Source organism: Hyphomicrobium nitrativorans NL23, assembly GCF_000503895.1.
GTDB classification, from domain to species: Bacteria; Pseudomonadota; Alphaproteobacteria; order Rhizobiales; family Hyphomicrobiaceae; genus Hyphomicrobium_C; species Hyphomicrobium_C nitrativorans.
The window spans coordinates 463,353-490,064 of the sequence record NC_022997.1 but is presented as its reverse complement, the minus strand read 5'-3'; the positions used below and the strand labels follow the sequence as shown (position 1 = coordinate 490,064).

Sequence of the window (26,712 nt, the reverse complement as noted above, 5' to 3'; positions counted from 1 at the left end):
GGTTCTGACATGACGGCAAAAATCCTGCTCATCGAAGACGAGGCCCCTCTCGCTGAAATGCTCCGCTACAATCTGGAAGCGGAAGGCTTCCGCGTCGCGCACGCGGAAACCGGCGAAGAAGCCGAAATCCTCGTGGCGGAAGAGAAACCGGATCTTCTGGTTCTCGATTGGATGCTGCCGGGCACGTCGGGCATCGAGATCTGCCGGCGGATGCGGGCGCGAATGGAAACGCGCTCCATCCCCATCGTCATGCTGACGGCGCGCGGCGAAGAGGGAGACCGCATCCGCGGTCTCTCGACCGGCGCGGACGACTATGTCGTCAAGCCGTTCTCGCTTCCCGAGCTGATGGCGCGCGTGAAGGCGATCCTTCGCCGCGCCGCGCCGGATCGGATGGCGGATGTCCTGCGCTTTGCCGACATCGAGCTGGACCGTCCGGCGCACAAGGTGACGCGCGGGTTGCGCGAAGTGCATCTCGGCCCGACCGAATTTCGCCTGCTCGAATTCCTGATGGAAAGCCCCGGCCGCGTGCTGTCGCGCGCGCAATTGCTGGACGGCGTCTGGGGCCGCGACGCATTTGTTGACGAACGCACCGTGGACGTTCACATCGGACGCCTGCGCAAGGCGCTCATCCGCGGCAAGGAACGCGATCCCATCCGCACCGTTCGCGGCTCCGGCTACGTCTTCGGCGAACGCAACGGCATCTGACGCCTCGCTCCCTGTCATCCCGGCCAAGCGATGGCGAAAGCCAGAGCGCCGAGCCGGGATGACAGGGAGCGGAACCGCACCAGCGCCGATTCCGTCACGCGCCGGCCGCACTCGCGACAAAAACAACGCTTAATCAGAACCCGGATCACGACAGCCCGGGGTTGATCGGTTTCATTCGTAACGCGCTGGCCAGCACACGTATGGTGTCGGCAGCGCCTGTAGAGACAGGTCGACACTCATGGCGTATGCGCCGGAGAAATGGCGCGCGCGCGGATGGTTCGGGCACGCGTCGCGGCTCGGGCTCGTTCCCGACGCGATGGCCCGCGCAGCCCACGCCTTTGGCCCGTATGCGCAGAGCGCCCTGGCCGAACTCAACGCACCCCCGAAAACAGAGACCACGGCCCAGGCTCGCCCCAGGGGCGGCTCGCATGTGCCCGATGGGCTCGGCGCGAGACTCCGCGAGGTAGAGGCCAACCGCCGGACCGAGCCCGCAAAAAAATCTTCGCCGATCTTGGCGCCCAGAAACACGCTTCCCGTCCGCCTGGAAACGAAATCGGCTCGCGCCGAGTCGCCCAATCACGCGATTGAAAGAGTCAAAGCAAATGGAAACGGTTGCAGAAAAATTCTCATCCAATTCCGGAACAGACGGCGCACTCGCCCTCGCTGAGGGCTGGCGCACAGCGATCACAGTCAAGTCTTAGAGCGCCCTGTGCGACACCGTAACGGCTCACGTTGTTCAACACTTGCTTAACCGTCTTGGCGCCTAAATGACGCCATCACGACAACGGCGAGCTACGGGCTTCCGCGGCTCGCAATCAAGGAAGACATACATGCCCCTTCGTCCTTCGGCTCGCGCGAACGGCCCCGTAAAAGACGAGAAGGAGGCCCGCCTGAAAGCGTTTGTCGCGCGCCATCTTGAAGCCCTCCGTGAGCAGGGCGCGCCCGCCGGCAATGTCACCTACCGTCTTCTCGCGCTCTCTGCCGAAAGCCCCGTCGCGTGCGCACTCGAAGCGCTCACCGCTGATCTCGAAGCAGCCGGCGTCGCCCTCGAAATCGTCTTTGTTCGTCACACGAAGCTCGAACCGGCCGCTGCGATGACGCGAGCCGATTGCCGCTTCGCCACCGACATCCGCCTTCTCGACGCACATGAGCAACTCGTGCTCGACGACACCACCGCATGGATCGGCGACTGCATGCGTCGTGATCCCTTGAAGCGCGACGCTTATGAGCTGTTCTGCGATCGCTGCACGACCACCTCCGGCAACGCCCAGCGTTCGTTCGCACACATTTGGAATGCGGCCGGCCCCAAGGGCAGCCTCTCCGCAGCCCCCGCGCCGAGGGGCCCGCGCCCGCCCAACCTGTTCGATCCGTCTCTCCTTGCAGGCAACGACGCAGCACCTCCCCCAGCGCTGCTTCGTCACTGACGCTTCCCTAGGCACCAAACCCCCCTCAGGATGACGTCACGATGAGACGAGATTGGTCGAGGGCCAGGAGAAGTGCGAAGAACGATGCCTTCGCATCGGTCGAGCGCTTCGACGCCGCCGTCGGCCCATCTCGTCCCACGGCGAAGCCGCGCGGATCTTTTGCCCGGCAGGTGCGTCGCAAGGTCCTACAAACCATAGAGGTTTGCTGCGACCTCGCTTCTGCCAGCCGAACAAAAGCCCTCGCGTCGTGAGGCCATCCTGAGGGGGTTTGGTGCCTCAAGCACGTCGGCAAAAAGGGCCGCCCGTCAATTTCCGCCGGGTGGCCTTTTGCGTTGGACGCGCCCGCCCACGATCGCGCACCTCCCCACGTCTCGCCGCCCCGGCATAAAGCACCCGCAACGAGCGGCATTTCCCGGCAAATTCCGGTTACCGCCAACGTTTGATCGTTCAGCTCTGATGGGCTCACGTGTCCGTTGGCCCCGGAGTACTGTCCGAACACTGGAAATCAGCCGTTCAACCCCAAGGTGGTAGGCAATGCGCTGTCTCAAAGCCCTCCTTTTCTCGCTGTTCGTTATCTCCGGCCTCACAGCCGCCATCGCAGACGAACGCCCCTTCGCGCATCGCGGCGTCGCCCAGGATGCCGAGCGCTACGAAACGTACCTGAAAGAGAACTGGAAGCCCGGCGCGCGTCCCGCAGCCGACCTCCGTCTTGCGGGCGATAAAGCGCTTGGCGAAGACCCGCGCGCTGCATCCCGTCATTATGCGGCAGCCGTCACCGCCGACGACAAGAGTGCGGAGAACTGGCTCGGTCTCGCCCGCGCGCTTCTCGCCATTACACCCGACCCGAACAGCGGTGCCGAGCGCTACGATCTCCCCGTCAACGCATCGGGTTCCGCCTATCGCGCCTACCAGCTTGCGAAAGATCCCGCCCTCAAAGCGCGCACGCTCGCCGTCCTTGGCGAAGCCATGCAGCGGCGCTCCTACTGGCGCCCCGCTATCGATGCCCTTCGCGCCAGCCTGTCGCTCGTCGAAGCAACCGGCGTGCGCGAAACTTATGAAAAGCTCCGCGCCGAGCAGGGCTTCCGCATGGCCGACTACTCGACCGACTCGGACGCTGCCCAGCCCCGCGTCTGCATCCGCTTCTCGGAAAACCTGGCGCGCGGCGAACAGGATTTCGCAAAGTTCGTGTCCGTGAACGGCCGCGATCCTGAGGCGGTCGCCGCCGAAGGCAGCCAGCTCTGCGTCGAAGGCGTCCGTCACGGCGAGCGCTACGAGATCGCGCTCCGCGCCGGGCTCCCCTCCGACGTCGACGAGCCGCTCGCCAAGCCCGTCACGCTCGCCGTCTACGTGCCCGACCGCAAGCCGATGGTGCACTTCACCGGCCGCTCCTACGTGCTGCCGAGCCGCGGCCAGCAGGGCATTCCGCTCGTCGCGATCAACACCAACAAAGTCGAGATCGAAGTCTATCGCATCGGCGACCGCAGCCTTGCGACCGCCCTCACCGCCGGAAACTTCGACCGCCAGCTCCGCGGCTACGAGTTCGACGAACTGAAGAACCGCACCGGCGCCCGCGTCTACACCGGCACGCTCGACGTCGCGAGCAAGCTCAACGCCGAGGTCACCGTCGCCTTCCCCGTGGGCGAAGCGATCGGCGAGCTTCAGCCCGGCGCCTACGCGATGATCGCGCGCCCGTCGGAAGCCGCCACCGAAAGCTGGAACGAGCAGGCGACGCAGTGGTTCATCGTCTCGGACCTCGGCCTTACGGCACTGTCCGGCGATGACGGCGTGCACGCCTTCGTCCGCTCGCTCGCGAACGCAGACCCCGTCGCAGACGCCGAAGTCCGCCTCGTCGCACGCAACAACGAAATCCTCGCCACCGCCAAAACCGATAAGACCGGCTACGCGCGCTTCGAGCCCGGCCAGTCGCGCGGCGAAGGCGGCAACGCACCCGCGATCCTCGTCGCCCAGAACGGCGCGGGCGAATACGCCTTCCTCGATCTCACCACCAACGCATTCGATCTTTCCGACCGCGGCGTGAAAGGCCGCGACGCATCCGGCCCGATCGACGCCTTCCTCTACACGGAGCGCGGCGTCTACCGCCCCGGCGAAGAGGTCAACGTCACCGGCCTCGTCCGCGACAACATCGGCAACGCCGTAACGCTGCCCGTCACCCTCATTGTCACGCGGCCCGACGGCGTTGAGCACGGCCGCTATCCGCTCGCCGACCAGGGCGGCCTCGGCGCCCGCGCCCACACCATCGCACTCGCGGGTGGCGCCATGACGGGCACCTGGCGCGCGCGCCTGCACGCCGATCCGAAGGCGGACGCACTCACGCAAGTCACGTTCCTCGTCGAAGACTACGTGCCGGAGCGTCTCGATCTGACGCTTGCCGACGGCGCAGGCCGCCTCGCACCGGGAGCCGTCAAAACCGTCGACCTGACCGGCCGCTACCTCTACGGGCCGCCGGCTGCGAACCTCGTCGTCGAAGGCGACATCCTCGTACGTCCCTCCACGAAGGATCTCGATGGCTTCGCGGGCTACCGCTTCGGCCAGGCCGACGAGCAGGTGAGCCCCGTGCGCCAGCCGCTCGAAGGCTTGCCGAACACGTCAGACGACGGCACTGCCGCGCTTCCCGTGATGCTGCCCGCCGTCACCAAGACCGCGCGTCCGTTGGAAGCGAACGTCATCGTCCGCCTGCGCGAAACCGGCGGCCGCACCATCGAACGTTCGATCACGCTGCCTGTCGCGCTCGGTGAACCCCGCGTCGGCATCAAGCAGCTCTTCCCCGCCACCGGCCTGCCCGAAGGCGAAAAGGCCCGCTTCGAAGCGATCCTGCTCGACGGCGACGACAAACCGGCCAACGCCAAGCTCGACTGGCAACTGCTTCGCCTCGACACCTCATGGCAATGGTACAGCCGCGACGGATCTTGGGCCTACGAGAGCCAAACCATCACCAAGAAGGTTGCAGCCGGCACGGTCGATACGACCGCCGCCACGCCTGCCGCCATCGCCGCAGAGGTCGGCTTCGGGCGCTATCGCCTCGAAGTGAGCGCATCCGGATCCGGCGGCGCGGCTCTCTCCACCCTCGTCTTTAACGCAGGCTGGTACACGGGCGGCGATTCCGCCGACAGCCCTGAAGTCCTCGAAGTCGCGCTCGACAAGGAAACCTACAAAGCCGGCGACACCGCCAAACTCCGCATCGCCTCCCGCCACGGCGGCAAGGCGCTCGTAACCGTGCTCGGACAGGGCCTGCTCTCCGCGCAGGAAATCGAGATCGCGGCGGGCGGCGGCGAAGTCGCCATTCCCGTCGGCGAGAACTGGGGCGCAGGCGCCTACGCCACGGCCATGCTCTACCGGCCGATGGACGAAGGGGCCAAGCGCATGCCCGGCCGCGCCATCGGCGTCCGCTGGATCGGCATCGACCAGGCCCCCCGCACGCTCAACGTCGCGCTCGAAACAGCCGACCAGATCAAGAGCACGGAGGGCCTGAAAGTCCCCGTCAAGATCGCGGGTCTCACGCCCGGCGAGGAAGCCCGCGTCACGGTGGCCGCCGTCGATGTCGGTATCCTCAACCTCACGCGCTTCCAGGCCCCCGCGCCGGAACGCCACTTCTACGCCCAGCACAAGCTCGCGCTCGAACTGCGCGACTTCTACGGCCGCCTCATCGACGGCATGCGCGCCGAACGCGGCACGCTGCGCTCGGGCGGCGACGGCATGGGCGGCAGCGGCCTGCAAGCCAGTCCGCCGGTGGAGGAAACCGTCTCGCTCTACTCCGGCATCGTCACGGTCGCGCAAGATGGAACGGCCAGCGTGGACTTCGCGCTCCCGCCCTTCAATGGCACCGTGCGCCTGATGGCCGTCGCCTGGACAAACACGAAGCTCGGCCACGCCACCCGTGACATCGTCGTCCGCGACGCCGTTGCGCTGACCGTCTCCGTGCCGCGCTTCCTGACCCTCGGCGACGAAGCCACCGTCGACCTCTCGCTCCACAACGTGGACGGACCCGCCGGGCCGTACAAGGCCAGCGTATCCGGCTTGATCGACGACGCGCCCTTCGCCGAAAAGGTGCTCGATCTCTCCAAGGGCGAGCGCAAATCGGCCCAGGTGAAGCTGAAGCCGCACGATGTCGGCACCTTCGTCTACGACGTCAACGTCACCGGCCCGAACGACATCGCCGTCTCGCGCCGCCTGCAGTTCGACGTCAAGCCGCCCGCCGGCGACATCAAGCGCTCGACAGTCGCGACCCTTGCGGCCAAAGGCGGCAAGCTCACGCTCTCGAAGGATCTCCTCGCAGGCATGATCGCGAACCGCACCCGCGTGAACGTGTCGGTCGGCCCCGCCGCCCACATGGACGTGCCGGGCCTTCTCACCTCGCTCGACCGCTATCCGTACGGATGTGCAGAGCAGACCGTCTCGCGCGCGCTTCCCCTTCTCTACGTCAACGCCGTCGCGAAAGACATCGGCTTCGGCGCGGATCACGACATCAAGACGCGCGTCGAGCAGGCCATCACCCGCGTTTTCGACATGCAGGATGCGTCCGGCGCGTTCGGCGGCTGGAGCCCCGCCAACGGCGACCTCTGGCTCACGAGCTACGTCACCGACTTCCTGACGCGGGCCCGCGAGCAAGGATACGTCGTCCGCGACCTGCCCTTCCGCCAGGCTCTCGACCGGCTTCAGAACTTCGCCCTCAACAGCGACCGCGTAACCGGCGGCGGAGAAGAACGCGCCTACGCCCTCTATGTGCTGGCCCGCAACGGCCGCGCACCCATGGGCGAACTGCGCTACGAGGTCGACACACGCCTCGAAAGCTTCACCACACCGCTCGCGAAAGCCCAGCTCGGCGCAGCCCTCGCCATGGTCGGCGACAAGGAACGCTCGGAACGGGCTTTCACGGCCGCACTCGACGCCTTCGACGCAGCGGACAAACTCGACGCCGCACGCACCGACTACGGCTCCGAGATCCGCGACGGCGCGGCCCTTCTCACCCTCGCCACCGAAAGCCGCGTCGTCCGCAATGACACGCCGCGCCTCGTCAACGTCGTAAGCCGCGCCTACACCGCCCGCTCCTACACCTCCACGCAGGAGCAGGCCTGGATGCTGCTAGCCGCCCACGCCCTCGGCGAGGACGCGAAGAAGGCGCAACTCTCCATCGACGGCACGCCCGTTAACGGTGCGATCCAGCGCGCCTACTCGGCTCACGATCTCGAAAACGGCATCACCGTCAGCAACGATGGCGACGCCTCGATCGACGCCGTCGTGACGGTGATCGGCGCAGCCCTCTCGCCCGAACCCGCCGTCTCGAAAGGCTTCAGCGTCACCCGCAGCTACTACACGCTTGCAGGCGAGCCGGTGGACCTCGAAAGCGCATCGGGAAGCACGGGCGAGCTTGCGCAGAACCAGCGTCTCGTCGCCGTGCTCAAGGTCGAGAGCGACGAAGCGGCCGGCCGCATCCTGCTCGTGGACCGGCTGCCCGCCGGGCTTGAGATCGAAAACCCCCGCCTCGTGGACTCGGGCGACATCAAGAGCCTTTCCTGGCTCAAGACCACCCTTCGCCCCGAGCACACGGAGTTCCGGGACGACCGCTTCGTCGCCGCCTTCAACCTCTGGAACACCGCGCGCCGCACCCAGAACGCCGATACGCCCGCGGCGGGCGGCGATGATCTGGATGACGAGGACAACGGCGGCGGCGAAGACGATGCCGACGACGGCGGGCGCGGCGACACCACGCACGGCATCGATACCGATGCGACCCTGGACAAGGTAGCGGCATCCGCCACGGTGGCCTACGTTGTCCGCGCGGTGACGCCCGGCACCTTCGTCCACCCGGCCGCCACCGTCGAAGACATGTATCGCCCGGAACGGCATGCGCGCTCGGCCTCCGGCACGCTCACTGTCACGAACAAGGACTAGAAGAAACGAAATGGACGTCATGCGTCTTCCGAAACGGCGAACCGCAGAGGCACCCTTGTCCGAACGCTCCGATCGCGCCCCGCGATGGACATGGACAAGGCTCCCCCCGCGTCCTCTGCGGATCGCTGCACTCCTGCTCGCGGCGGTGGCCTTGCCGGTCGCCGCCGTCGGCATTGCACTTCTCATCGCCACGAAGAACCTCGGACCTCTCCCGCTCGCGGCCGCGGAAAAAACTTCCGTAACCGTGCTCGACCGCGAAAACCGCCTCCTGCGCGCCTTCACGACGAAGGAAGGCCGCTGGCGTCTCCCGCTGGAAGTCGACGAGGTCGATCCCCGCTACCTCGCCATCCTGATGGCCTTCGAAGACAAGCGCTTCTACGACCACGCGGGCGTCGACCCGCTCGCGATGATGCGCGCGACGTACCTTCTCGTTCGCCACGGCGCGATCATCTCCGGCGGTTCCACGCTCACCATGCAGGTCGCCCGTTTGCTCGAAGGCCGCCACCTGCGCACGGCGTCCGGCAAGCTGCACCAGATGGCGCGCGCGCTTCAGCTCGAAGCGCATCTCTCGAAAGACGAGATCCTGAGGCTCTATCTCCGCCTCGCGCCCTTCGGCGGCAACATCGAGGGCGTACGCGCAGCGTCTCTCGCCTACTTCGGCAAGGAGCCACGCCATCTCTCCGTCGGAGAAGCCGCCCTCCTCGTGGCACTCCCGCAGTCGCCCGAAGCGCGACGCCCGGACCGTCACGCGGAAACGGCCCGCCGCGCCCGCGATCACGTTCTCGATCACGCCGTCGAAGCGGGCGTCATTCCGAAAGCCGAAGCCGAGCGCGCCAAGAGCGAACGCGTCCCCACCGCGCGTCTGCGCTTCATGCAGCTTGCGCCGCACCTTTCGGAAACCGAAGTCACCGCGCGCCCCGCAACGCACATTCACCGCATGACGCTCGACCGCGAGCTGCAAACCGCGGTGGAACAGCTCACGGCCCAGCAGACGCGACTTCTCGGGCCCCGCCTTTCGGCCGCCGTGCTCGTTGTCGATCATGCGACGGGCGAGGTGCTCGCCCACGTCGGCTCCGCCGGCTATCTCGACAAGGATCGCCAGGGCGCCATCGACATGACGGGCGCCATCCGCTCGCCGGGCTCTGCGCTCAAGCCTTTCATCTACGGCCTCGCCTTCGAGAACGGTCTCGCCCACCCGGAAACGCTTATCGAGGATCGCCCGACCCGCTTCGGAACGTATCGCCCGGAGAACTTCGACGAGGACTTCCACGGCACGGTCTCGATCCGCGAAGCGCTCGGCAATTCGCTCAACGTCCCGGCCGTCAAAGCGCTCGCCGCTATCGGTCCCGGCCGCCTCGTCGGACGCTTTCGCCGCACCGGAATTACCCCCGTCTTCCCGCGCAACACCGAGCCCTCGCTTGCCGTCGCGCTTGGCGGCGTCGGCGTCACGCTCAAGGATCTCGCAACGCTGTACACCGCACTGGCGCGCGGCGGCGATCCGATCCCCCTCGTCTGGCGCAAAGGCGACAAAACCGAGGCCGCCACCGAAACCACGGCCACCGACGCCGCACGCAATCGCCTGCTCACGCCCGTCGCATCGTGGTACGTGACCGACATCCTGAAAGACGCACCACCCCCGCCAAACACGAAGGGCGGCGCCATCGCCTACAAGACGGGCACGTCCTACGGCTATCGCGATGCCTGGGCTGTCGGATACGACGGCCGCCACGTGGTGGCCGTGTGGGTCGGCCGCCCGGACGCCGCGGCCACCCCCGGCCTCATGGGCCGCCTCGCGGCCGCTCCGATCCTCTACGACACCTTCACCCGCATCTCGGATCGCCGCACGCCGTTTTGTCTCCGCTCCCGCTGGCGCCATCAAGGACGGCAACGCCGCCCTGCCCCCTCCGCTCAAACGCTTCCGCGACACGGGCGATGGCGCTGTGGTTGCCGAAGGCCCCTTCCTCGAACCGCCCGTTCTGATCTCCTTCCCGCCCGACCGTTCGGAGCTGGATGTCGCCGAGCGCGAGGCCGAACCGCTCGTGCTCAAGGCCGAAGGCGGCGCGCTCCCGCTCACGTGGCTGGTGGACGGCAACCCCGTGTCCACCGATCCCTTCCGCCGCGAAGCCGCTTGGCAGCCGGATGGGCGCGGCTTCGCCCGCCTCACCGTGATCGACGCCCGGGGCCGGGCCGACCGCGTAACCGTCAGGCTCCGCTGACGAAAACACGAATACGCTCGCGTCACAGAGGTGTCGTGACGCGCAGGCTAAAGTCCCCCGCAACCGTGGCGCTCCACCATCTGGCGCGCTAAGGTAAGCTCCCTTTTGATCGCACCAAGCCGGGATGACGGGCCAGCACTATGATCGTTCCCGCCATTGTCCGCCGCACTGCCGTTTGCCTCGCCGCAGCGGCTCTTGGCTTCGCCGCAGGCTGCACGGAAGAAAAGCGCCCCGGACTGCCCGCGCTCGGCGCAGACATCGAAGCCACGTCCGTCTCCGGCATCTCGTCCGGCGCCTACATGGCGGGCCAGTTTCAAATCGCCCACTCGAAGGTCGTCATCGGCGCGGCGATCATCGCGGGCGGCCCCTACGGCTGCGCGCAGAGCGTCTTCTCCGACATGATGATGGGCCCCGGCGTCGCCTTCCTCAACATGCCGAAAGCCATCAACGGCTGCATGTTGAACACACTCGCGCCCTGGGGCGTACCCGATGTCGACCGCCTCGCACGAAAAACGCGGAGCCTCGCAGAAGCCGGGCGCATAGATCCCATCGAAAACCTGCTCGACGACCGCGTCTACCTCTTCTCCGGCTCTAATGACCGCACGGTCGTACCGTCCATCGTCAAAGCCGCCTTCGACTACTACAAACTCCTCGGCTTCTCCGACGATCGTCTCGCCTTCGTCTCCGACATTCCGGCTGGCCACGCCTTCGTCACCGCGAGCGAAGGCTTGTCCTGCGAAGTGACCGGCAAGCCCTACATCGTCGATTGCGACTACGATCAGGCCGAAGCGGTCCTGACACACATCTACGGGCCCCTCAAACCGCGCACCGAAACCCCGGGCGGCACCTTCGTCACGTTCGACCAGCGCCCATTCTTCCGCGGCATCGCCGGCCACGACATGGAGGACGAAGGCGTCGCCTACGTCCCCGCCGATTGCGCCGCATCGACGACTTGCCGCATCCACATCGCCTTCCATGGTTGCGCGCAGAACATCGCCGCATCGGGAGACGCGTTCATACGCGAAACGGGATACGCGAACTGGGCGGATGCCAACGCTCTCGTCGTGCTCTTCCCGCAAGCGTCCTCGTCACCCATGAACCCGCAAGGCTGCTGGGACTGGTGGGGCTTCACGGGTCGCGACTACCTGACCCAGGACGCGGCTCAAATCACGATCGTCTTCCGGATGATCCAGCACCTGGCCCAGCCGCGCGGTCGCGGCACCGCAGGCGCGGCCCTATCGGCAGCCTCGGAGCACGAACGCGGTTGAGCGGGCTCCTCCGATCCGCTACCTGATTTCGAGAACGACAGGGGCGGGAGTAGGGACACCATGCACATCGCGAGAAGCTTCGGCTGGGCGCACGCGACACGCCGCGCGCCCACGAGCCCATCGAAAACCCGCGCCCGCCTCGAAACCCTGTTCGCTACGGCCGCCCTCGCAGCTCTCGCCGCATCCGTCACGATGGCCCAGATGTCCGACAGCTCAGGCACTAGCGCCGCGTCGAGCGCGCCCACGCCACCGTCCGCCATCGCCCCGCACGGCGGCGAGATGATGTTCGCGGGCTATACCGGCGTGCCCTACACCTACCCGAGCGATGTCCGCGTCACCCAATCTGGCGTGCACGACTTCACCGCGAAGGGCGTGCAGTGGGAAGGTCGGCCCTTCAAAAACCCGATCTACTACGGCGCGCGCATCGTGCGCTGGTTCGAGAGCGGCCGCACGGGCGCGATGCTCGACTTCATCCACTCGAAGACCATCGGCCGCTTGTCCGAGGAAGTCGAGCTGACAGGCACGCTCAACGGCGCCCCCGCCCCCGAACGCGCCGTCCTGCGCGACATCTTCGAGCGCGTCGAAGCCAGTCACGGCCACAACATGCTGACCTTCACCGGCCTCCTCAGGTTGCCGAGCCTCGGCTTCCGGCTGCATCCTTACGTCGGCCTCGGCGCCGGCGTTTCGCTGCCGCACGCGGAAGTGCACGTCGCGGGCCGCGACACGCGCACCTACGAATACCAGGTCGCGGGCCCGGTCACGCAGACGCTGATCGGCATCGAGATCCGTGCCGCGCGCGTCTCGTACCTCTTCGAATACAAGTTCACGCTCGCGCCCTACCGCATGCCGCTCACCGAGCGCGACGGCACGCTCCTGATCTTCGATCTCTGGAACCAGTTCAGCGAATGGATGTCGGGCGAAGAACCGCCGGGCGGCTACGCCTCGACCAACCTCGTCAGCCACCAGGGCATCGCCGGCATCGGCATCCGCTCCGCTCCTGCCGCCATCGCTCCGTAGCATCGGAATATCAGCGAGCGCACTTTCGAAAGACGCGGATCAGAACCGCTTCAACAGGCGCTCCAGGTAATCCAATTCCACCGGCGCCCGCGTCGCTTCGCCGAGCCGGCGGCGCAGCTCTTCCAGGATCTCGCGCGCACGCTGCACGTCGATCTGGTCCGGCACCTTGACGGATGTGCCGAGATCCGGCCCCTGCGTGCGCTGCGGCCGGCCCAGCGGATCGCGCGGCGTGTCGCCACCCTGCCCATACCGCTGCGGCGAGTTCTGCATCATCTCTTGCGCCATCTGCTGCGCACCCTGGCGCATCTGATCGAGCGCGCGGCCCTGCTGCTCCGTCGCCTCCGCGAGATCGCCCTGCTCCAGCGCGTCCTCGGCAGCGCCCATCGCGCTCTCCGCGTCGTCGAGCTGCTGGCTCGAACCGACGCCCTTCTCGCGCATCTGCTGCTGCAATTCATTCAACCGCTCGCGAAGCTGCCGCTGCCGATCGGCGAGGCTGCCCTGCTGCTGGCCTTGCCCCGGCCGGCTCTGACCCTGGCCGCGCTGCTGCTGTCCGCCTTCCTGCGGCCCGCGCTGACCACGGCCCTGCTGCCCCTGCTGATCCGACATGCCCGGCGGCGCGCCTTGGCCTTCCTGCGGACGGCCTTCGTTGCTGAACCCCTTCATGCCGGGCGGCGGCTGCCCACGCCCGTTGTCCTGCTGGCCCTCGTCGCCACGCCGTTCGCCGAACGTGTCGTCCATCAGCGACTGCTGGTCACCGACCATGGTGCCCAGCTCGTCCATCATCTGCATCATTTCGCGGTTACGCTCGGCCTGGGCTTGATCCATCTGACCGGCCTGCAGCCGCTCCATCAGATCCTGCATCTCGGAGAGCAACTGCTGCGCCTGCTCGCGTGAGCCGCTTTGCGCCATATCTTCGAGGTCGCGCAGCATCCGTTCGAGATCCTGCTGCCCGAGCGTCTGCTGATCCTGGTTCTGGCCATCCATCTGCGGCTGGCCTTCGTTCTGCTGCGCAAGCTGCTGCATGAAATCCTGCAGCGCCTCGCGCAGCTCCTGCATCGCCTGCCGGATCTCTTCGTCGGACGCGTCGCCTTCAAGCGCCTTCGCGAGCTTGTCCTGCGCGTCCTTGAGGCGGCGCTCCGCATCCGAAAGCGTACCGTCCTCGATCCGGAGCGCAATCTGCCAAAGCTGATCGACGACGCTCTTGAGCGTCGCCCGCGAGCGGCTGTTCTTGAGGCGATGATAGGCCGTACGCAGCCCGAGATAAATTTTCGAATCGTCGATGAACCCCTCGGGCTCCATCGTCAGCGCGTCGAGTGCCACCAGCACGGACGGCCGATAGCGGCTGTCGTCCATCAGCTTCTTGCGCTGCTCCACGACCGCCCGCGCGAGCGGCTGCGTGAACTGCCGCTCCGGCAGGATCATCTCGAAGCCCGGGCTCCGGCCGACCTGCCCGGCCACGTCCGTCGCTTCGAGCGTCATGATCACCTTACGCCCGGCCCACGGGTGAGACGCCATCTCGAAATAGGTGTGCTGCCCGCCCGACGACGCGTTCGCCTTGGGCAATCTGAGTTCGAGCTTCGGCGGACGCATCAGCGGCTGGCGCGGCCCTTTGGGCAGCTCCGGCCGCGCCCACGCTTTCGCCGGGTCGGGCTTCGGATCCGGCAACCGCTTGAGCTTGGCTTCCGCGGACGCCACGCCGTAGTCATCCTCCACGTGATACGTGAGCTTGAGCGAACCGCGCGGCGTCAGCTCCGGCGGACGCGACAGCGAGATCAGCGGCGGGTTGTCGGGGGTCAGCACGATGTGCCACCGGGCAAGCTCGGTGTTTCCGGCGAGCGCACGCACGGTGCCGGACCGCATCATCTCGTGACGGATCTCCTGAAGCTCCGCCGCGTCGCCGTCCTGCTCGGCTGCAATGCGCTCGACCTCGCCGCCCGCCGCACCATCCGCGTCCGGCTCGAACGCGAGCGACAGCGGCGTGCCCGCCATGCCGCCGACACGCACAATGAGATGACTGCGGATCGGAACCTCGAACGACGCGCGCGCCGCGTCTCCGGATTGCTCTTGCGCAGGACGCGCGCCCCCGCCCGCGCCATCCGCCAGCATCACCGGCGGTCGTCCCGTATAGGCCGGCGGCGCGAGCCACGCGTCGAGCCGTGCCTGCGAAACCGCCACCTCGGACCCGAACTCAAACGCCTGATGCACGCGCTCGACGGCACGCCCGCCAAGCAGGCCCGTGAGCCCAACGACCGCCAGCACCAGCGCCGCACGCAAAGCGAACGGATCGAACCGATCCGTGCGCGGCTGCGGTTTGCCGGGCCGGAGCTTCGCGATCAGCGCCGCCATGCGCGTCTTGTGCGCCTGCCAGATGGCCGCCGTCGTCGGATCGGAGCTGGGCGCGCTGACGGTATCTTCGTACGACGTCGCCGGCCGATGCGGCACGCCCGAAGCGCGCTCGATGCGCCGGATGGCATCGTCGCGAGAGGGCCACGTGATCCGCGCCACCGACGCCAGCGCCGCGAGCATCGCCACGCCGAATGCGCCGAGCAGCACCACGTGGAGCAACGTAGGCAAACGCGGCCAGATGCCCGCATACGAGACGATGAGAAACACCGCCACGACGGCGAGCACGAGCCAGAGCTTCACCCACGCCTGCTCGAACACGTCGGCCAGGCGGGCGCGCCAGATCTTCCGCTCGAACGCGCGGTCTGTCGTGCGAGAACTCGGAGCCTTCTCCATGCTCGGAAACCTAACATGACCCCTAAGGGTGCGGCATTACAAAGCGCTAACGTTCATACGGGTCCGAAGGTCCACCTCAGTCCTCGGCCAGCCATTCCGGCAGCCGGTCGAGACCGATCAGCTCGTCATACGTCGGCCGCGCGCGCACGACCTCGTAAGCCGCTCCATTTACGAGAACTTCCGGCACCAGCGGCCGTGTGTTGTAGGTCGAGGACATCACCGCGCCATAGGCGCCCGCGGTCATCACCGCAACGAGATCGTCAGCTTCGAACGGCGCGAGCTTCCGCTCCAGCGCGAGATAGTCGCCCGTTTCGCACACCGGCCCCACGATGTCCTGCAGCACCGGCGGCTCCTCCGAGAGCGCTTCCGTAACCGGCCACACCTCGTGATACGCCTCGTACAGCGTCGGGCGGATGAGATCGTTCATCGCCCCGTCCACGATCGTGAACCGCTTGCCCGCACCCTGCTTCACGTACACGACGCGCGTCACCAGGATGCCCGCGTTGCCCGCAATCATCCGGCCCGGCTCCAGATAGATCTTCGCACCGAGATCGCCGAGGGCCGCTTTGACGAGCGCGGCATACTCGTCCGGATGCGGCGGCACCTCGTTGGAGCCGCGATAGGGCACGCCCAGCCCGCCGCCGATATCGAGGTGGCGGATCTCGTGCCCCTCACGCCGGAGTTCGAGCGTGAGATCGCGCATCAGCCGGAACGCATCGCGGAACGGAGCCAGATCGGTGATCTGGCTACCGATATGCATATGGATTCCCTCGACCGCGAGCGCAGGCAGCCTCCGCGCATCCGCATAAAGCTCCACCGCCTTCAGGTACGGAATGCCGAACTTGTTCTCGCTCTTGCCGGTCGAGATCTTGGCGTGCGTCTTGGCGTCCACATCCGGGTTGACGCGGATCGCGACCCGCGCCGTCACGCCAAGCCCAGCGGCGACTTCGGACAGCGCCTCCAGTTCCGGCTCGCTCTCCACGTTGAAGCTCTGGATGCCTTCCCGCAGCGCATACGCCATCTCGTCGCGCGTCTTGCCCACGCCTGCGAAGATGATCTTTTCGGCCGGCGTACCCGCGGCCCGCGCGCGCCGAAGCTCGCCCTCGGACACCACGTCCATACCCGCGCCGAGCCGCGCCATGGTCGCCAGTACGGCCTGGTTCGAGTTGGCCTTGACCGCGAAGCAGATCGTCGCGTCCTGCCCGGAAAAAGCTTCCGCGAGCACCTTGTAGTGCCGTGTCAGCGTGGCCGAGGAATAGCAATAGAACGGCGTTCCCACATCGGCGGCGATGCGCACGAGAGAGACGTCCTCGGCGTGAAGCACGCCGCCCTTATAGCTGAAGTGATGCATGAGACGGGTCGCGGTCCGGAGTGTGAAGCGACCGCAGGTATAACGAGAGACCGCTTAGCGCAACAGCCCGTCGAGCACGAAACCCTTGTGGCCCTTCGGAGCCGCCCCTTCGGGCTTGCCCTGGCCGGACTGAGCTTCCGCCGTGTTGTCGTTCGCACGCGGCGTTTCGAGCGATCCTCTCACGCCGCATCCGCCCAGCGCGAACGCCAGGGCCGCAACGGCCAGAAATGCGCAGAAACGACCCTGCATCGCGATCAAACCCCGTTTGCCCACCGAAGGCACCTTCGTGGGACCAGCGGCAACCTTAGCGCCCGCTCGCGTCCTTTTCCAGGCGCCGCGCCCAAGCTCGGGCCATTTTCGCGACGCTCTGTGGCGCAGTTCCCCCATAGCTCTTACGGGATTTTACGGAATTCTCGACCGAAAGAACCGAGAAAACATCCTTCGTGATCTTAGGCTCCACCGCCTGCATCACGTCGAGCGGCACGTCTTCGAGGTCCAGCCCCCTGTCCTCGGCCGCCTTGACGATGGTCCCCGTCACGTGGTGGGCATCCCGGAACGGCATCTTGAGTTCGCGTACCAGCCAGTCCGCGAGGTCCGTCGCTGTCGAGTAGCCCCGGCCGGCGGCGGCCCGCATGGCCTCTTCCACCGGCTCCAGGTCCGCCACCATGCCGGTCATGGCCGCAAGACCGATCCGTAGCGAATCGAGTGCGTCGAACGTCGCTTCCTTGTCTTCCTGCAGATCCTTGGAATAGGCGAGCGGCAGCCCCTTAATCACCATCAGCAGGCCCTGGAACGCGCCCGCGATGCGCCCGATCTTGGCGCGCACCAGCTCGGCCGCGTCCGGATTGCGCTTCTGCGGCATGATCGACGAACCGGTCGTGAACCGATCCGAAAGCTTGATGAAACCGAACTGCGGCGTCATCCAGATCACGATTTCTTCCGCCAGCCGCGACAGATGAACGGCCGCAATGGACGCCGCCGCCAGGATTTCGAGCGCGAAATCGCGGTCCGAAACGCCATCGAGCGAATTCGCCATCGGCCGGTCGAAACCCAGAACCTCAGCCGTTTTCGCCCGGTCGATGGGGAACGACGTCCCGGCAAGCGCGGCCGATCCGAGCGGGCATTCGTTGAGGCGCCGCCGCGCATCCTGGAACCGCCCGCGATCCCGCCCCAGCATTTCGACATAAGCGAGCAAATGGTGGCCGAAGGTCACTGGCTGGCCCGGCTGAAAATGCGTAAAGCCGGGCATGACCACGGCCGCGTGCGTCTCCGCCTTGGCGACAAGAGCCTTTTGCAGGCCGACGATGCTCTGAATGATCCCGTCGGCCGCATCCCGGACGTAGAGCCGGAAATCCGTCGCCACCTGGTCGTTGCGCGACCGCGCCGTATGCAGCCGCCCGGCAGGCGCGCCGATCAATTCCTTGAGGCGGCTCTCGACGTTCATGTGAACGTCTTCCAGCTCCTCCGAAAAGACGAATTTGCCGCTTTCGATCTCTGCTGCGATCTGATCGAGCCCCTTCAGGATCTCGCGCGCATCGCTCTTCGTGATGATCCCCGCCTCGCTCAACATCGCGGCATGCGCCTTTGAGCCCCGGATATCGTGGGGCGCCAAGACCTTGTCGAAGGAGATCGAGACATTTATCTCCTGCATGACGTCGGCGGGAGAAGCGGCGAAACGGCCGCCCCACATCTTGTTGGCGTTCTTCTCTGTCATGAGGAGTGGGCCCTCCGCGAGACCCTAAGTAACCGGAAGCAAAGACGAAACCATGAAAAACGGCACCTCGGCCGGCGCGCCGAAGAAAAGCTACGCCACCGTGATCGCCCTGGCCGCCGTCGCGGCTCTTGTCGGCTTTGCGGCGGTATACGGCACGCTTGGCCGCCCTGACAACAACGCTGACAACGGCGCCATGGCCGTTTCTGGCCAATCGGCGGCCACGGGAGAGGCCACTGCATCGCGGAAAACGGTCCCCGATATGCCGGCGTTCGTCTTCAAAGCCACGCCCGAACCCCTGGGCGAGGTCCGTTTCACCGACGGAGATGGCAAGCCGATGACACTTGCCGACTTCAAGGGCAAGACCATTCTCCTGAACCTCTGGGCCACCTGGTGCGCACCCTGCCGCGAGGAAATGCCCTCGCTCGACCGCCTTCAGCAGGAATTCGGCTCCGACACCTTCGAGGTGGTCGCCCTCGCCGTAGACCGCGCCGGGCCCGAAACCGCGCAGAAGTTCTTGGACGAGATCGGCGTCACGTCCCTGAAGCTCTATTCCGACACGACGACCCGCTCCGGCTCGGCGCTCCGCGCCGTCGGCATGCCGACCACGATCCTGATCGACGCCGAAGGCCGAGAGATCGGCCGCCTGCCCGGCCCCTACGAGTGGGACGCCCCCGAAGCCAAGGCGCTCATCCAGGCCGAGCTGAACTAGCCTCCTCCTCTGTCATCCCGGCCAAGCGAGGCGGTCACGCCGGAGGCGTGCCTTCGGGCCATGCCGGAGGCATGCTTTCAGCACGACAGCCAAGCGCCGAGCCGGGACCCAGGAAAAGCTCCTATCGCGAAAAAACTGGCGCGCGAGCGCCCGGGAGCAACGCGACCCGCGGGTCATGGCGAAGCCATGCTCCGCATGGGCTGCCGCGGCCATCCACCGACACCCGGCCTCTTATCCGAAGCTTCTCGCAACTTGCGTACGAAACAAAATTCCCCAAGCATTGACGGCCCGGCCGCAAACCTCCAAGAACCCTCAAATACGCAGATCACGAGGAAACGCATGAGCATGGTCGACCTTCAGAGCACGATCGAAACCGCCTGGGACGCCCGCGACAGCGTCACCTCCGCCACCACGGGCGACGTCCGCGACGCCGTCGTCAAGGCGCTCGACCTGCTCGATTCCGGCAAGGCGCGCGTGGCCGAGAAGAAAGACGGCGAATGGGTCGTCAACCAGTGGCTCAAGAAAGCGGTTCTTCTGTCCTTCCGCCTGAACGACATGGGCACCATCTCGGGCGGCCCGGCAGGCTCCGTCTATTGGGACAAGGTACCGCCCAAGTTCGAAGGCTGGACGGAAGAAACCTTCAAGCAGGGCGGCTTCCGCGTGCTGCCGGGCGCCTACGTGCGTCACTCGGCCTACATCGCCCCCGGCGTCGTGCTGCTCCCCTCGTTCGTCAACCTCGGTGCCTACGTCGACAGCGGCACCATGGTCGACACTTGGGCCACCGTCGGCTCGTGCGCGCAGATCGGCAAGAACTGCCACATCTCGGGCGGCGCGGGCATCGGCGGCGTGCTGGAGCCGCTTCAAGCCGGCCCCGTCATCATCGAGGACAACTGCTTCATCGGCGCCCGCGCGGAAGTCGCCGAAGGCGTACACGTCGGCGAAGGCTCAGTGCTCTCGATGGGCGTCTATCTCGGTCAATCCACCACCATCATCGACCGCGCCACCGGCGAGAAATTCTTCGGCAAGGTGCCGCCCTACTCGGTCGTCGTGTCCGGCACGATGCCCGGTAAGCCGCTCCCCGACGGCACGCCGGGCCCGAACCTCTACTGCGCCGTCATCGTCAAGCGCGTAGACGAGAAGACCCGCTCCAAGACCTCGATCAACGAGCTGCTGCGCGACTGATCCAGTCGTGGGCCCACATCTCGAACTGAAAAAGAGGCCTCCGTTCGGGGGCCTCTTTGCGTATCTGAGCATTTCACCAATGCGTGCTTCCCTTGCCCTCGGATGACCCGTACGTTCGGCGCCACGTCAGCCACCAGCGAAACCGCATCATGATCCCGCAGCAAGATCCCATCGCCCTCACCCAAGCGCTCGTCCGCTGCGAAAGCGTGACGCCGGATGAAGGCGGCGCGCTGACGCTGCTCGAAAACGTGCTGCAGCCCGCGGGCTTCACCTGCCACCGCCTCACCTTCACGACGCCCGGCACACCCGACGTCGAAAATCTCTATGCGCGCATCGGCAATGCCGGGCCGCATCTCTGCTTCGCGGGCCACACCGATGTGGTGCCCCCCGGTCGCGTGGACGCGTGGACCGTCCCTCCATTCTCCGGCGAAATCCGCGATGGGCTTCTTTACGGACGCGGCGCGGTGGACATGAAGGGCGGCGTTGCCTGCTTCGTCGCCGCAGCCCTCGACTATCTCGCGAGCGAGGGCAGCCAGTTTCACGGCTCGATCTCGTTCCTCATCACCGGCGACGAGGAAGGGCCATCCATCAACGGCACGATGAAGCTGCTCGAATGGTTGCGCGACCGCGACGAGCAGATCAGCGCCTGCCTCGTCGGCGAACCCTCGAACCCCGAAGCCCTCGGCGACGAAATCAAGATCGGCCGGCGCGGCTCGATCAACGCGGACGTCGTCGTGCACGGCCGTCAGGGTCACTCCGCCTATCCGCAAAAGGCCGAGAACCCGATCCCGAAGCTCGCGCGCATCATCGACCGTCTCTCGTCGGTGGAGATCGACCGCGGCACGGCCCACTTCCAGCCGTCGAACCTGCAAACGACGGTGATCTCCGCGCCCAACAGCGCATCGAACGTCATTCCTGCCGAAGCACGCGCCATTCTGAACGTGCGCTACAACGACACCTGGAACCGCGAGACCATCGAAACGTGGTTGCGGGAACAGGTTGCCGCCGCCGCCGCAACGATCGATGCGCGTTACGACATCGACGTTTCCGGAACCGGCGACGTATTTCTCACGAGCCCCGACGGCCCCTCGTCGAGCAACTCGTCGCCGCAATTCGCGCGGAAACGGGCCGCACGCCAGCCCTCACCACGGGCGGCGGCACCTCCGACGCGCGCTTCATCAAGGATCTCTGTCCGGTGGTCGAGTTCGGCCCCGTCAACAAAACGATCCACGCCGTCGACGAGCACGTGCCGGTCTCGGAGCTGACGCAGCTCACGGCCATCTACCGCCGCTTCATCGAAGGCTATTTCTCGGCAACGTAAACCCGGCCTTCGCACGGGTGACGGAACGGGGGGAGAAGCAGCAGCCGCCACAGGGGACAGGGGCGTAGGCGGCCGCGCACATTCCGTCACCCGGACGAAAACCGGGCTCTTTGATTTCTTAGCTTGATCGCTCAGAACGTCAGCGCCGAGCCGCCCGAGGCCTCGATGACCTGCCCGGTCACCCAGCGCGACTCGAGACCGGCCAGGAACCCGACAACGTCGGCGATGTCCTCCGCCTGGCCGATCCGCTTCAGCGCCTGCTTGCTCTTGATGCCCTCGGCCACCGCAGGATCCTTGAGAAACGCGCCCATGTCGGTCTCGATGGCGCCCGGCGAGACGGCGTTGACGGTGATCCCGCGCGGACCCAGGAGCACGGCCAGCGTCTTGGTGAGATTGTCGAGCGGCGCCTTGAGCGCCGAATAGGCCGCCACGTCCACGAACGGCGTGCGCACGACGCCGCTCGAGATGTTGACGATGCGCCCGCCGTCCCGGAGCCGCTTGGCCCCCTGCTGCGAGATGAAGAACACGGAGCGCACGTTGACGGCATAGATCTCGTCCAGCACTTCCTCGGTCGTATCCTCGAAGCTGACGAACGGCGCGATACCCGCATTGTTGACGAGGATGTCCAAGGCGGTCGAGCCGTTGCGAGCCTGAAGCTCTTTATCGAGCGCCGCGTAAAGCGTCGTCACGCCATCGGAGGCAGCGAGGTTCGCGCCGACCGCGAACGCCTTTCCACCCGCCGCCTCGATAGACCCGACGGTTTCGTCGGCCGCGCCGCGGTTGCTGCCGTAGTGGACGGCGACGAGCGCACCGTCCGCGGCCAGGCGCTCCGCAATTGCCCGGCCAATGCCGCGGCTTGCGCCGGTAACCAGCGCAACTTTGCCTTCAAGGGGACGTGCCATGAGGAGTTCTCCATAATCCTGCGTGTTCCTGATGCCTGCCAAAACGGGAGCGCCGAACCGGCTTGGAGCGGGCTGAACCCCAGATAGGTGCGGGATTTCGGAAGTTCAAGATTATCGAACTATTGAATTATGGCAACACCCCTGCCATATCTGATGGCATGCAGCGGCCATTTCTCCATCCTTCCACCGATGACCTGCGCCTTGAAAGCGTGCTCTACGCGCTTGCCGACCCCGTGCGCCTCGAAATCGTGCGCCGGCTGGCCACGGGCGACTGCCCGCTCAACTGTTCCACGGCGGCCCCCGCTCATCTCGCGAAGTCCACCCAGTCGCATCACTTTCAGATTTTGCGGGAAGCGGGCCTGATCCGCTCCGAGCGGCGCGGCACCGAGGTCGTGAACACGGTCCGCTGCGCCGAGATCGAAGCCAAATTCCCCGGCGTCGTCTCGGCTATCCTCAAGGCCGCGAAACCGCTCCCTTGCCCGGACGCTTAAAGCAAATGTCATCCCGGCCAAGCGAGGCGGTCACGCCGGAGGCGTGCCTTCCGGATAAGGCTCCGGCTTCGCCTCCACCTTTCCAGGATGACAGAGGGGGCGTTCCGCCTACTTGAAATGCTTACTCAGCTTCAGGCCCTGTGCCTGGTAGTGGCTGCCGAGGTCGCTGCCATAGAGCTGGTCCGGAAGCTCCGTCATGCGCTCGTAGACGAGGCGGCCGACGATCTGCCCGTCTTCGAGAATGAACGGCACCTTGTGCGACCGCACTTCGAGAACCACACGCGAGCCTGACCCGCCTGCTGCGGAATGGCCGAAACCAGGGTCCATGAACCCCGCATAATGCACGCGGAATTCGCCCACCAGCGGGTTGAACGGCATCATCTCGGCTGCATGCGTCGGCGGAATGTGCACGGCCTCTTTCGACGCCAGAATATAGAACTGATCCGGATCGAGGATCAGCCGCCGCTTGCTGTCCGCGAACACCGGCTCCCAATAGTCCGCAATCGCGCAGGCGCCCGGCTGATCGACATCCACCACGCCCGTGTGCCGCTTCGCGCGATAGCCGACGAGGCCCGTGCCGTCGCCACCCTTTTCGAAGCCTTTGAGATCGACCGAAAGCGCGATCCCGTCCTGAATGTCCGCGTCCCCGCCCGAGACGAGCGTCTGCTCGGCCTGCAACCGGCGAAGCGCATCGTCCGTCTCCCGCGGATCGCCGCTGCGGAAGCGGAGCTGAGAAAGCTTCGAGCCCTTGCGCACGACGATGGGAAACGTCTGCGGACAGATTTCGGCGTAGAGCGGCCCGCGGTACCCTGCGGGCACTTGGTCGAACGCAGTGACGCCATCCGCAATCACGCGCGTGAACACGTCGAGCCGCCCCGTCGAACTTTTCGGATTGGCCGAAGCGGCGATGCCCGACGGCAGCGCGAGCCATTCCAGCAGCGGCACCACGTAGACGCAGCCCGTCTCCAGCACCGCGCCATCTTCGAGATCGAACGTGTGCAGCGTGAGATCGTCGAGCTTCTCGGCCACCGCACCGCCCGGCCCGGGCAGAAAGCTCGCACGCACGCGATGCGCCCGCGCCCCGAGCCGCAGATCCACGCTCGCGGGCTGCACCTGGCCCTGCCCGAACGGCTCAGAAGGTGTGATCCCCCCGGCCTCCGCCAGCGCTCGGATAGCCTGCGCCGGCAGGATGCCGTCCGCCGCCGCAAATTTGCTCTCTTTAGACATCGAGTTGGCTCCTGGTCATGAGGCTCTGGACCATGATCGCTTCGGACCCTACCCGTCCGAAGCGTGAATCATAGGTCCCATCGAAGATCGAGAGCGTCTGATCGCATTCGGATCAGACGCTCTAGACGAAGCGCCCCTTGACGCCAAGAGCCCCGAGAGGCTAATCCCGCGGTATCAGCGCTCTGATCGTGGTGATTTGGCCGGCCGGCTTGCAGCCACGTAAAACAAGTCGCTAAAAAGGGCCCTCGGCGCGCGACCCGGCAACAGGTCCGCCCTGGCTCATGGCAGCGGGGAGGACGGCCGGGTTTTTTGTGGGTTCGGGCACGCGCCCGCACCGAGCGCGCGAGGACATCTCCATGACCAAGACACCGATGTCGGCCCCCGCAGATCCCGCGAGTTGGAGCCCCGAAACGCAGCTCGTGCACGGCGGCACGCTCCGCTCCGAGTTCGGCGAAACGTCGGAAGCCCTCTTCCTCACCCAAGGCTTCGTCTACACCTCCGCCGAGCAGGCCGAAGCCCGCTTCAAGAACGAAGACCCCGGCTTCCAGTATACCCGCTTCGCCAATCCCACCGTCTCCATGTTCGAGGAACGCCTGCGTCTCCTCGAAGGCGCCGAGATGTGCCGCGCGACCGCAACCGGCATGGCCGCCGTGACGGCCGGCCTCCTCTCGTTCCTCTCGGCCGGCGATCATATCGTCGCCGCCCGCGCGATGTTCGGCTCCTGCCGCTACATCGTCGAAACGCTCTGTCCGCGCTTCGGCATCGCCATGACGCTGATCGACGGCCGCGACCTCGCGCAGTGGGAAGCCGCCATCAAGCCCAACACGAAGGGCTTCTTCTTCGAAACGCCAGCCAATCCCACGCTCGACCTGGTGGATATCGCGGGCGTCACGGCCATCGCAAAAAAGCACGGCATCACGACCGTAGTCGACAACGTGTTCGCAACGCCGATGCTACAGCGTCCGCTCGCGCTCGGCGCGGACGTCGTCGTCTACTCGGCCACGAAACACATCGACGGCCAGGGCCGATGCTTGGGCGGCGCGGTGCTCGGCTCGAACAAATTCCTCAACGACCACCTGCAGGACTTCTTCCGCCAGACGGGCCCGTCGCTCTCTCCCTTCAATGCGTGGGTCATGCTGAAAAGCCTGGAGACGCTGCCGATCCGCATCCGTCAGCAATCCGCGAGCGCCGCCGTCGTCGCCGATCGTCTCGCCGCCGCGCCGGGCGTCAACCGTGTCATCTATTGCGGCCGCGACGATCATCCCCAAGCCGACATCGCCAGGAAGCAGATGTCGGGCGGCGGCCAGATGATCGCCTTCGAAATCGAAGGCGGCAAGGAGGCAGCCTTCCGCTTCCAGAACGCGCTGCGTCTCGTGCGCATCTCGAACAACCTGGGCGACGCGAAAAGCCTCATCACGCACCCTGCCACGACGACGCATTTCCGCATCGGACCCGAGGCCCGCGCGGAGCTTGGCATCTCAGACGGCATCCTGCGCCTCTCCATCGGCCTCGAAAACGGCGACGACATCGGCGCCGACCTCGACGCCGCGCTGAAAGCCGCTCGCGCCTGATCGCCTAGACCATGATCGCTTCGGACCTTAGCCGCTCCGATCGGCGCGCCGCTTATCCGGCGCGGCGTGAATCGGCAGCGCGGAGAAAGTCCGAAGCGTGAATCATCGCTCTCATCAAAGATCTAGAGCGTCCGATCCGATTCCATCGGGTCGAACGCGGCACAAATCGGCCATGTCCGCAGTTTAGCCAGCGCCTGACGGCGAAAAATGGCCAGAGCGCGCCGACAGGCGTTGACGCCTGCGCCCGGACCCGTAATGCTCCGCCAAACCAGAACGGAAGCGGCCTAGGGTCTGTACTCAATATTCGATGGGGCATTGATGAGCCAAGACAGGCCAAGGGCCAGGAAAAGCGCGCAGCGCGATGCCTATGCATCGGGCAAGCGGTTTGACGCCGCAATTGGCTTGCCTTGGCTCACCCCGCAGGGGCGCGGTCCTTTCGCGCCTCCGGTGCGTCGTGAAAGCTTGCAAACCATGGAGGTTTGCTGCGCTTTCGCTCCTGCCAGCCGCACGAAAGTCCTCGCGTCAATGCCCATCGAATATTGAGTACAGACCCTAGTGACCGACGAGACCCCATACGAGCAGGTAACCGAAGGCGTCCGCATCCGCGTCACGCCCGAATTCTCGGAAGATCAGTCGACAGAAGAAGAAAGCTACTTCTTCTGGATTTACACGATCGAGATCGCCAACGAGAGCGCACACACCGTCCAGCTCAAAAGCCGCATCTGGCGCATCACCGACGACACCGGAAAAACGGACGAAGTGCGCGGGCCCGGCGTCGTCGGGCAGACGCCCGTCATCCCACCGGGCCAGTCGTTTACATATTCCTCGGGCTGTCCGCTCGGCACGCCATCGGGTATCATGGTCGGCAGTTATCAGATGATCGACGAGACGGGCCGGTTGTTCGACGTCGCGATTCCCGCGTTTTCGCTCGACAGCCCTTACGCCTCGCGCAGCGTGAACTGACT

General features: G+C 66.1%; 17 protein-coding genes, 2 pseudogenes and 1 riboswitch. Of the genes and pseudogenes, 13 read left to right on the top strand and 6 right to left on the bottom strand.

The annotated features are described in order from the left end of the window. The first annotated feature begins 9 nt into the window (after positions 1 to 9). From phoB to W911_RS02160, 7 genes and pseudogenes are all read left to right on the top strand, one after another. Positions 10 to 705 carry a phosphate regulon transcriptional regulator PhoB gene (gene phoB / locus W911_RS02185; protein ID WP_023785875.1) on the top strand — a complete coding sequence of 232 codons (696 nt, stop codon included), beginning with the start codon at positions 10 to 12 and terminating at the stop codon, positions 703 to 705. A gap of 830 nt (positions 706 to 1,535) precedes the next feature. Next, positions 1,536 to 2,129, top strand: a complete 594-nt coding sequence (locus tag W911_RS02180; protein ID WP_023785873.1) for a hypothetical protein — start codon at positions 1,536 to 1,538, stop codon at positions 2,127 to 2,129. A gap of 534 nt (positions 2,130 to 2,663) precedes the next feature. Further along, a complete protein-coding gene (locus W911_RS02175) occupies positions 2,664 to 8,039 on the top strand; it encodes an alpha-2-macroglobulin family protein (RefSeq protein WP_023785872.1) in 5,376 nt (1,791 codons plus the stop codon). Next, a pseudogene (gene pbpC / locus W911_RS02170) lies at positions 7,993 to 9,846 on the top strand (penicillin-binding protein 1C); the annotation flags it as partial. The gene W911_RS02175 and the pseudogene pbpC, both read left to right, overlap by 47 nt. Then, positions 9,737 to 10,255, top strand: coding sequence for a hypothetical protein (locus W911_RS18940; RefSeq protein WP_341872114.1), 519 nt, complete (start codon positions 9,737 to 9,739; stop codon positions 10,253 to 10,255). The pseudogene pbpC and the gene W911_RS18940, both read left to right, overlap by 110 nt. A gap of 140 nt (positions 10,256 to 10,395) precedes the next feature. After that, on the top strand, positions 10,396 to 11,523 hold the full coding sequence (locus tag W911_RS02165; RefSeq protein WP_023785871.1) for an extracellular catalytic domain type 2 short-chain-length polyhydroxyalkanoate depolymerase: 1,128 nt from the start codon (positions 10,396 to 10,398) through the stop codon (positions 11,521 to 11,523). A 60-nt stretch (positions 11,524 to 11,583) separates the two neighbouring features. Next, positions 11,584 to 12,540 (top strand): hypothetical protein, encoded by a 957-nt coding sequence (locus W911_RS02160; protein ID WP_023785870.1) that lies wholly within the window; start codon positions 11,584 to 11,586, stop codon positions 12,538 to 12,540. 39 nt (positions 12,541 to 12,579) lie between these two features. On the opposite strand, the gene W911_RS02155 is transcribed toward W911_RS02160, so the two are convergent. From W911_RS02155 to argH, 4 genes are all read right to left on the bottom strand, one after another. After that, positions 12,580 to 15,279, bottom strand: a complete 2,700-nt coding sequence (locus W911_RS02155; protein ID WP_023785869.1) for a TIGR02302 family protein — start codon at positions 15,277 to 15,279, stop codon at positions 12,580 to 12,582. A 76-nt stretch (positions 15,280 to 15,355) separates the two neighbouring features. Continuing rightward, positions 15,356 to 16,630 carry a diaminopimelate decarboxylase gene (gene lysA, locus W911_RS02150; RefSeq protein ID WP_023785868.1) on the bottom strand — a complete coding sequence of 425 codons (1,275 nt, stop codon included), beginning with the start codon at positions 16,628 to 16,630 and terminating at the stop codon, positions 15,356 to 15,358. A 54-nt stretch (positions 16,631 to 16,684) separates the two neighbouring features. After that, complete coding sequence (locus W911_RS02145; RefSeq protein ID WP_144083484.1) at positions 16,685 to 16,879, bottom strand: lipoprotein; 195 nt, start codon at positions 16,877 to 16,879, stop codon at positions 16,685 to 16,687. A gap of 55 nt (positions 16,880 to 16,934) precedes the next feature. Then, the gene (gene argH / locus W911_RS02140; RefSeq protein WP_023785866.1) at positions 16,935 to 18,344 is read right to left on the bottom strand and encodes an argininosuccinate lyase; all 1,410 of its coding nucleotides are present in this window, start codon (positions 18,342 to 18,344) and stop codon (positions 16,935 to 16,937) included. 52 nt (positions 18,345 to 18,396) lie between these two features. On the opposite strand from argH, the gene W911_RS02135 reads away from it, so the two are divergent. The 3 genes and pseudogenes from W911_RS02135 (at position 18,397) to dapE (ending at position 21,556) form a co-directional block, all read left to right on the top strand. Then, on the top strand, positions 18,397 to 19,053 hold the full coding sequence (locus tag W911_RS02135) for a TlpA family protein disulfide reductase (protein WP_023785865.1): 657 nt from the start codon (positions 18,397 to 18,399) through the stop codon (positions 19,051 to 19,053). Between the two features lie 339 nt (positions 19,054 to 19,392). Continuing rightward, the gene (dapD, locus tag W911_RS02130) at positions 19,393 to 20,235 is read left to right on the top strand and encodes a 2,3,4,5-tetrahydropyridine-2,6-dicarboxylate N-succinyltransferase (protein WP_023785864.1); all 843 of its coding nucleotides are present in this window, start codon (positions 19,393 to 19,395) and stop codon (positions 20,233 to 20,235) included. A gap of 149 nt (positions 20,236 to 20,384) precedes the next feature. Continuing rightward, positions 20,385 to 21,556 (top strand): annotated as a pseudogene (dapE, locus tag W911_RS02125) (succinyl-diaminopimelate desuccinylase). A 131-nt stretch (positions 21,557 to 21,687) separates the two neighbouring features. On the opposite strand, the gene W911_RS02120 reads toward dapE, so the two are convergent. After that, positions 21,688 to 22,458, bottom strand: a complete 771-nt coding sequence (locus W911_RS02120; RefSeq protein WP_023785863.1) for an SDR family oxidoreductase — start codon at positions 22,456 to 22,458, stop codon at positions 21,688 to 21,690. Between the two features lie 62 nt (positions 22,459 to 22,520). Between W911_RS02120 and W911_RS02115 the strand changes: the two genes are divergently transcribed. Next, on the top strand, positions 22,521 to 22,949 hold the full coding sequence (locus W911_RS02115; RefSeq protein WP_425277576.1) for an ArsR/SmtB family transcription factor: 429 nt from the start codon (positions 22,521 to 22,523) through the stop codon (positions 22,947 to 22,949). 108 nt (positions 22,950 to 23,057) lie between these two features. Here the strand turns inward: W911_RS02115 and W911_RS02110 are convergent, their stop codons facing one another. Continuing rightward, positions 23,058 to 24,176, bottom strand: coding sequence for a 2'-deoxycytidine 5'-triphosphate deaminase (locus tag W911_RS02110; RefSeq protein ID WP_023785861.1), 1,119 nt, complete (start codon positions 24,174 to 24,176; stop codon positions 23,058 to 23,060). Positions 24,177 to 24,354: 178 nt separating this feature from the next. Continuing rightward, a riboswitch (SAM riboswitch) is annotated at positions 24,355 to 24,433 on the top strand. Between the two features lie 99 nt (positions 24,434 to 24,532). Here W911_RS02110 and W911_RS02105 point away from each other — a divergent pair. Beyond that, a complete protein-coding gene (locus W911_RS02105; protein ID WP_023785860.1) occupies positions 24,533 to 25,747 on the top strand; it encodes an O-succinylhomoserine sulfhydrylase in 1,215 nt (404 codons plus the stop codon). Positions 25,748 to 26,302: 555 nt separating this feature from the next. Then, complete coding sequence (gene apaG / locus W911_RS02100; protein WP_023785859.1) at positions 26,303 to 26,710, top strand: Co2+/Mg2+ efflux protein ApaG; 408 nt, start codon at positions 26,303 to 26,305, stop codon at positions 26,708 to 26,710. The last annotated feature ends 2 nt before the right edge of the window (positions 26,711 to 26,712 follow it).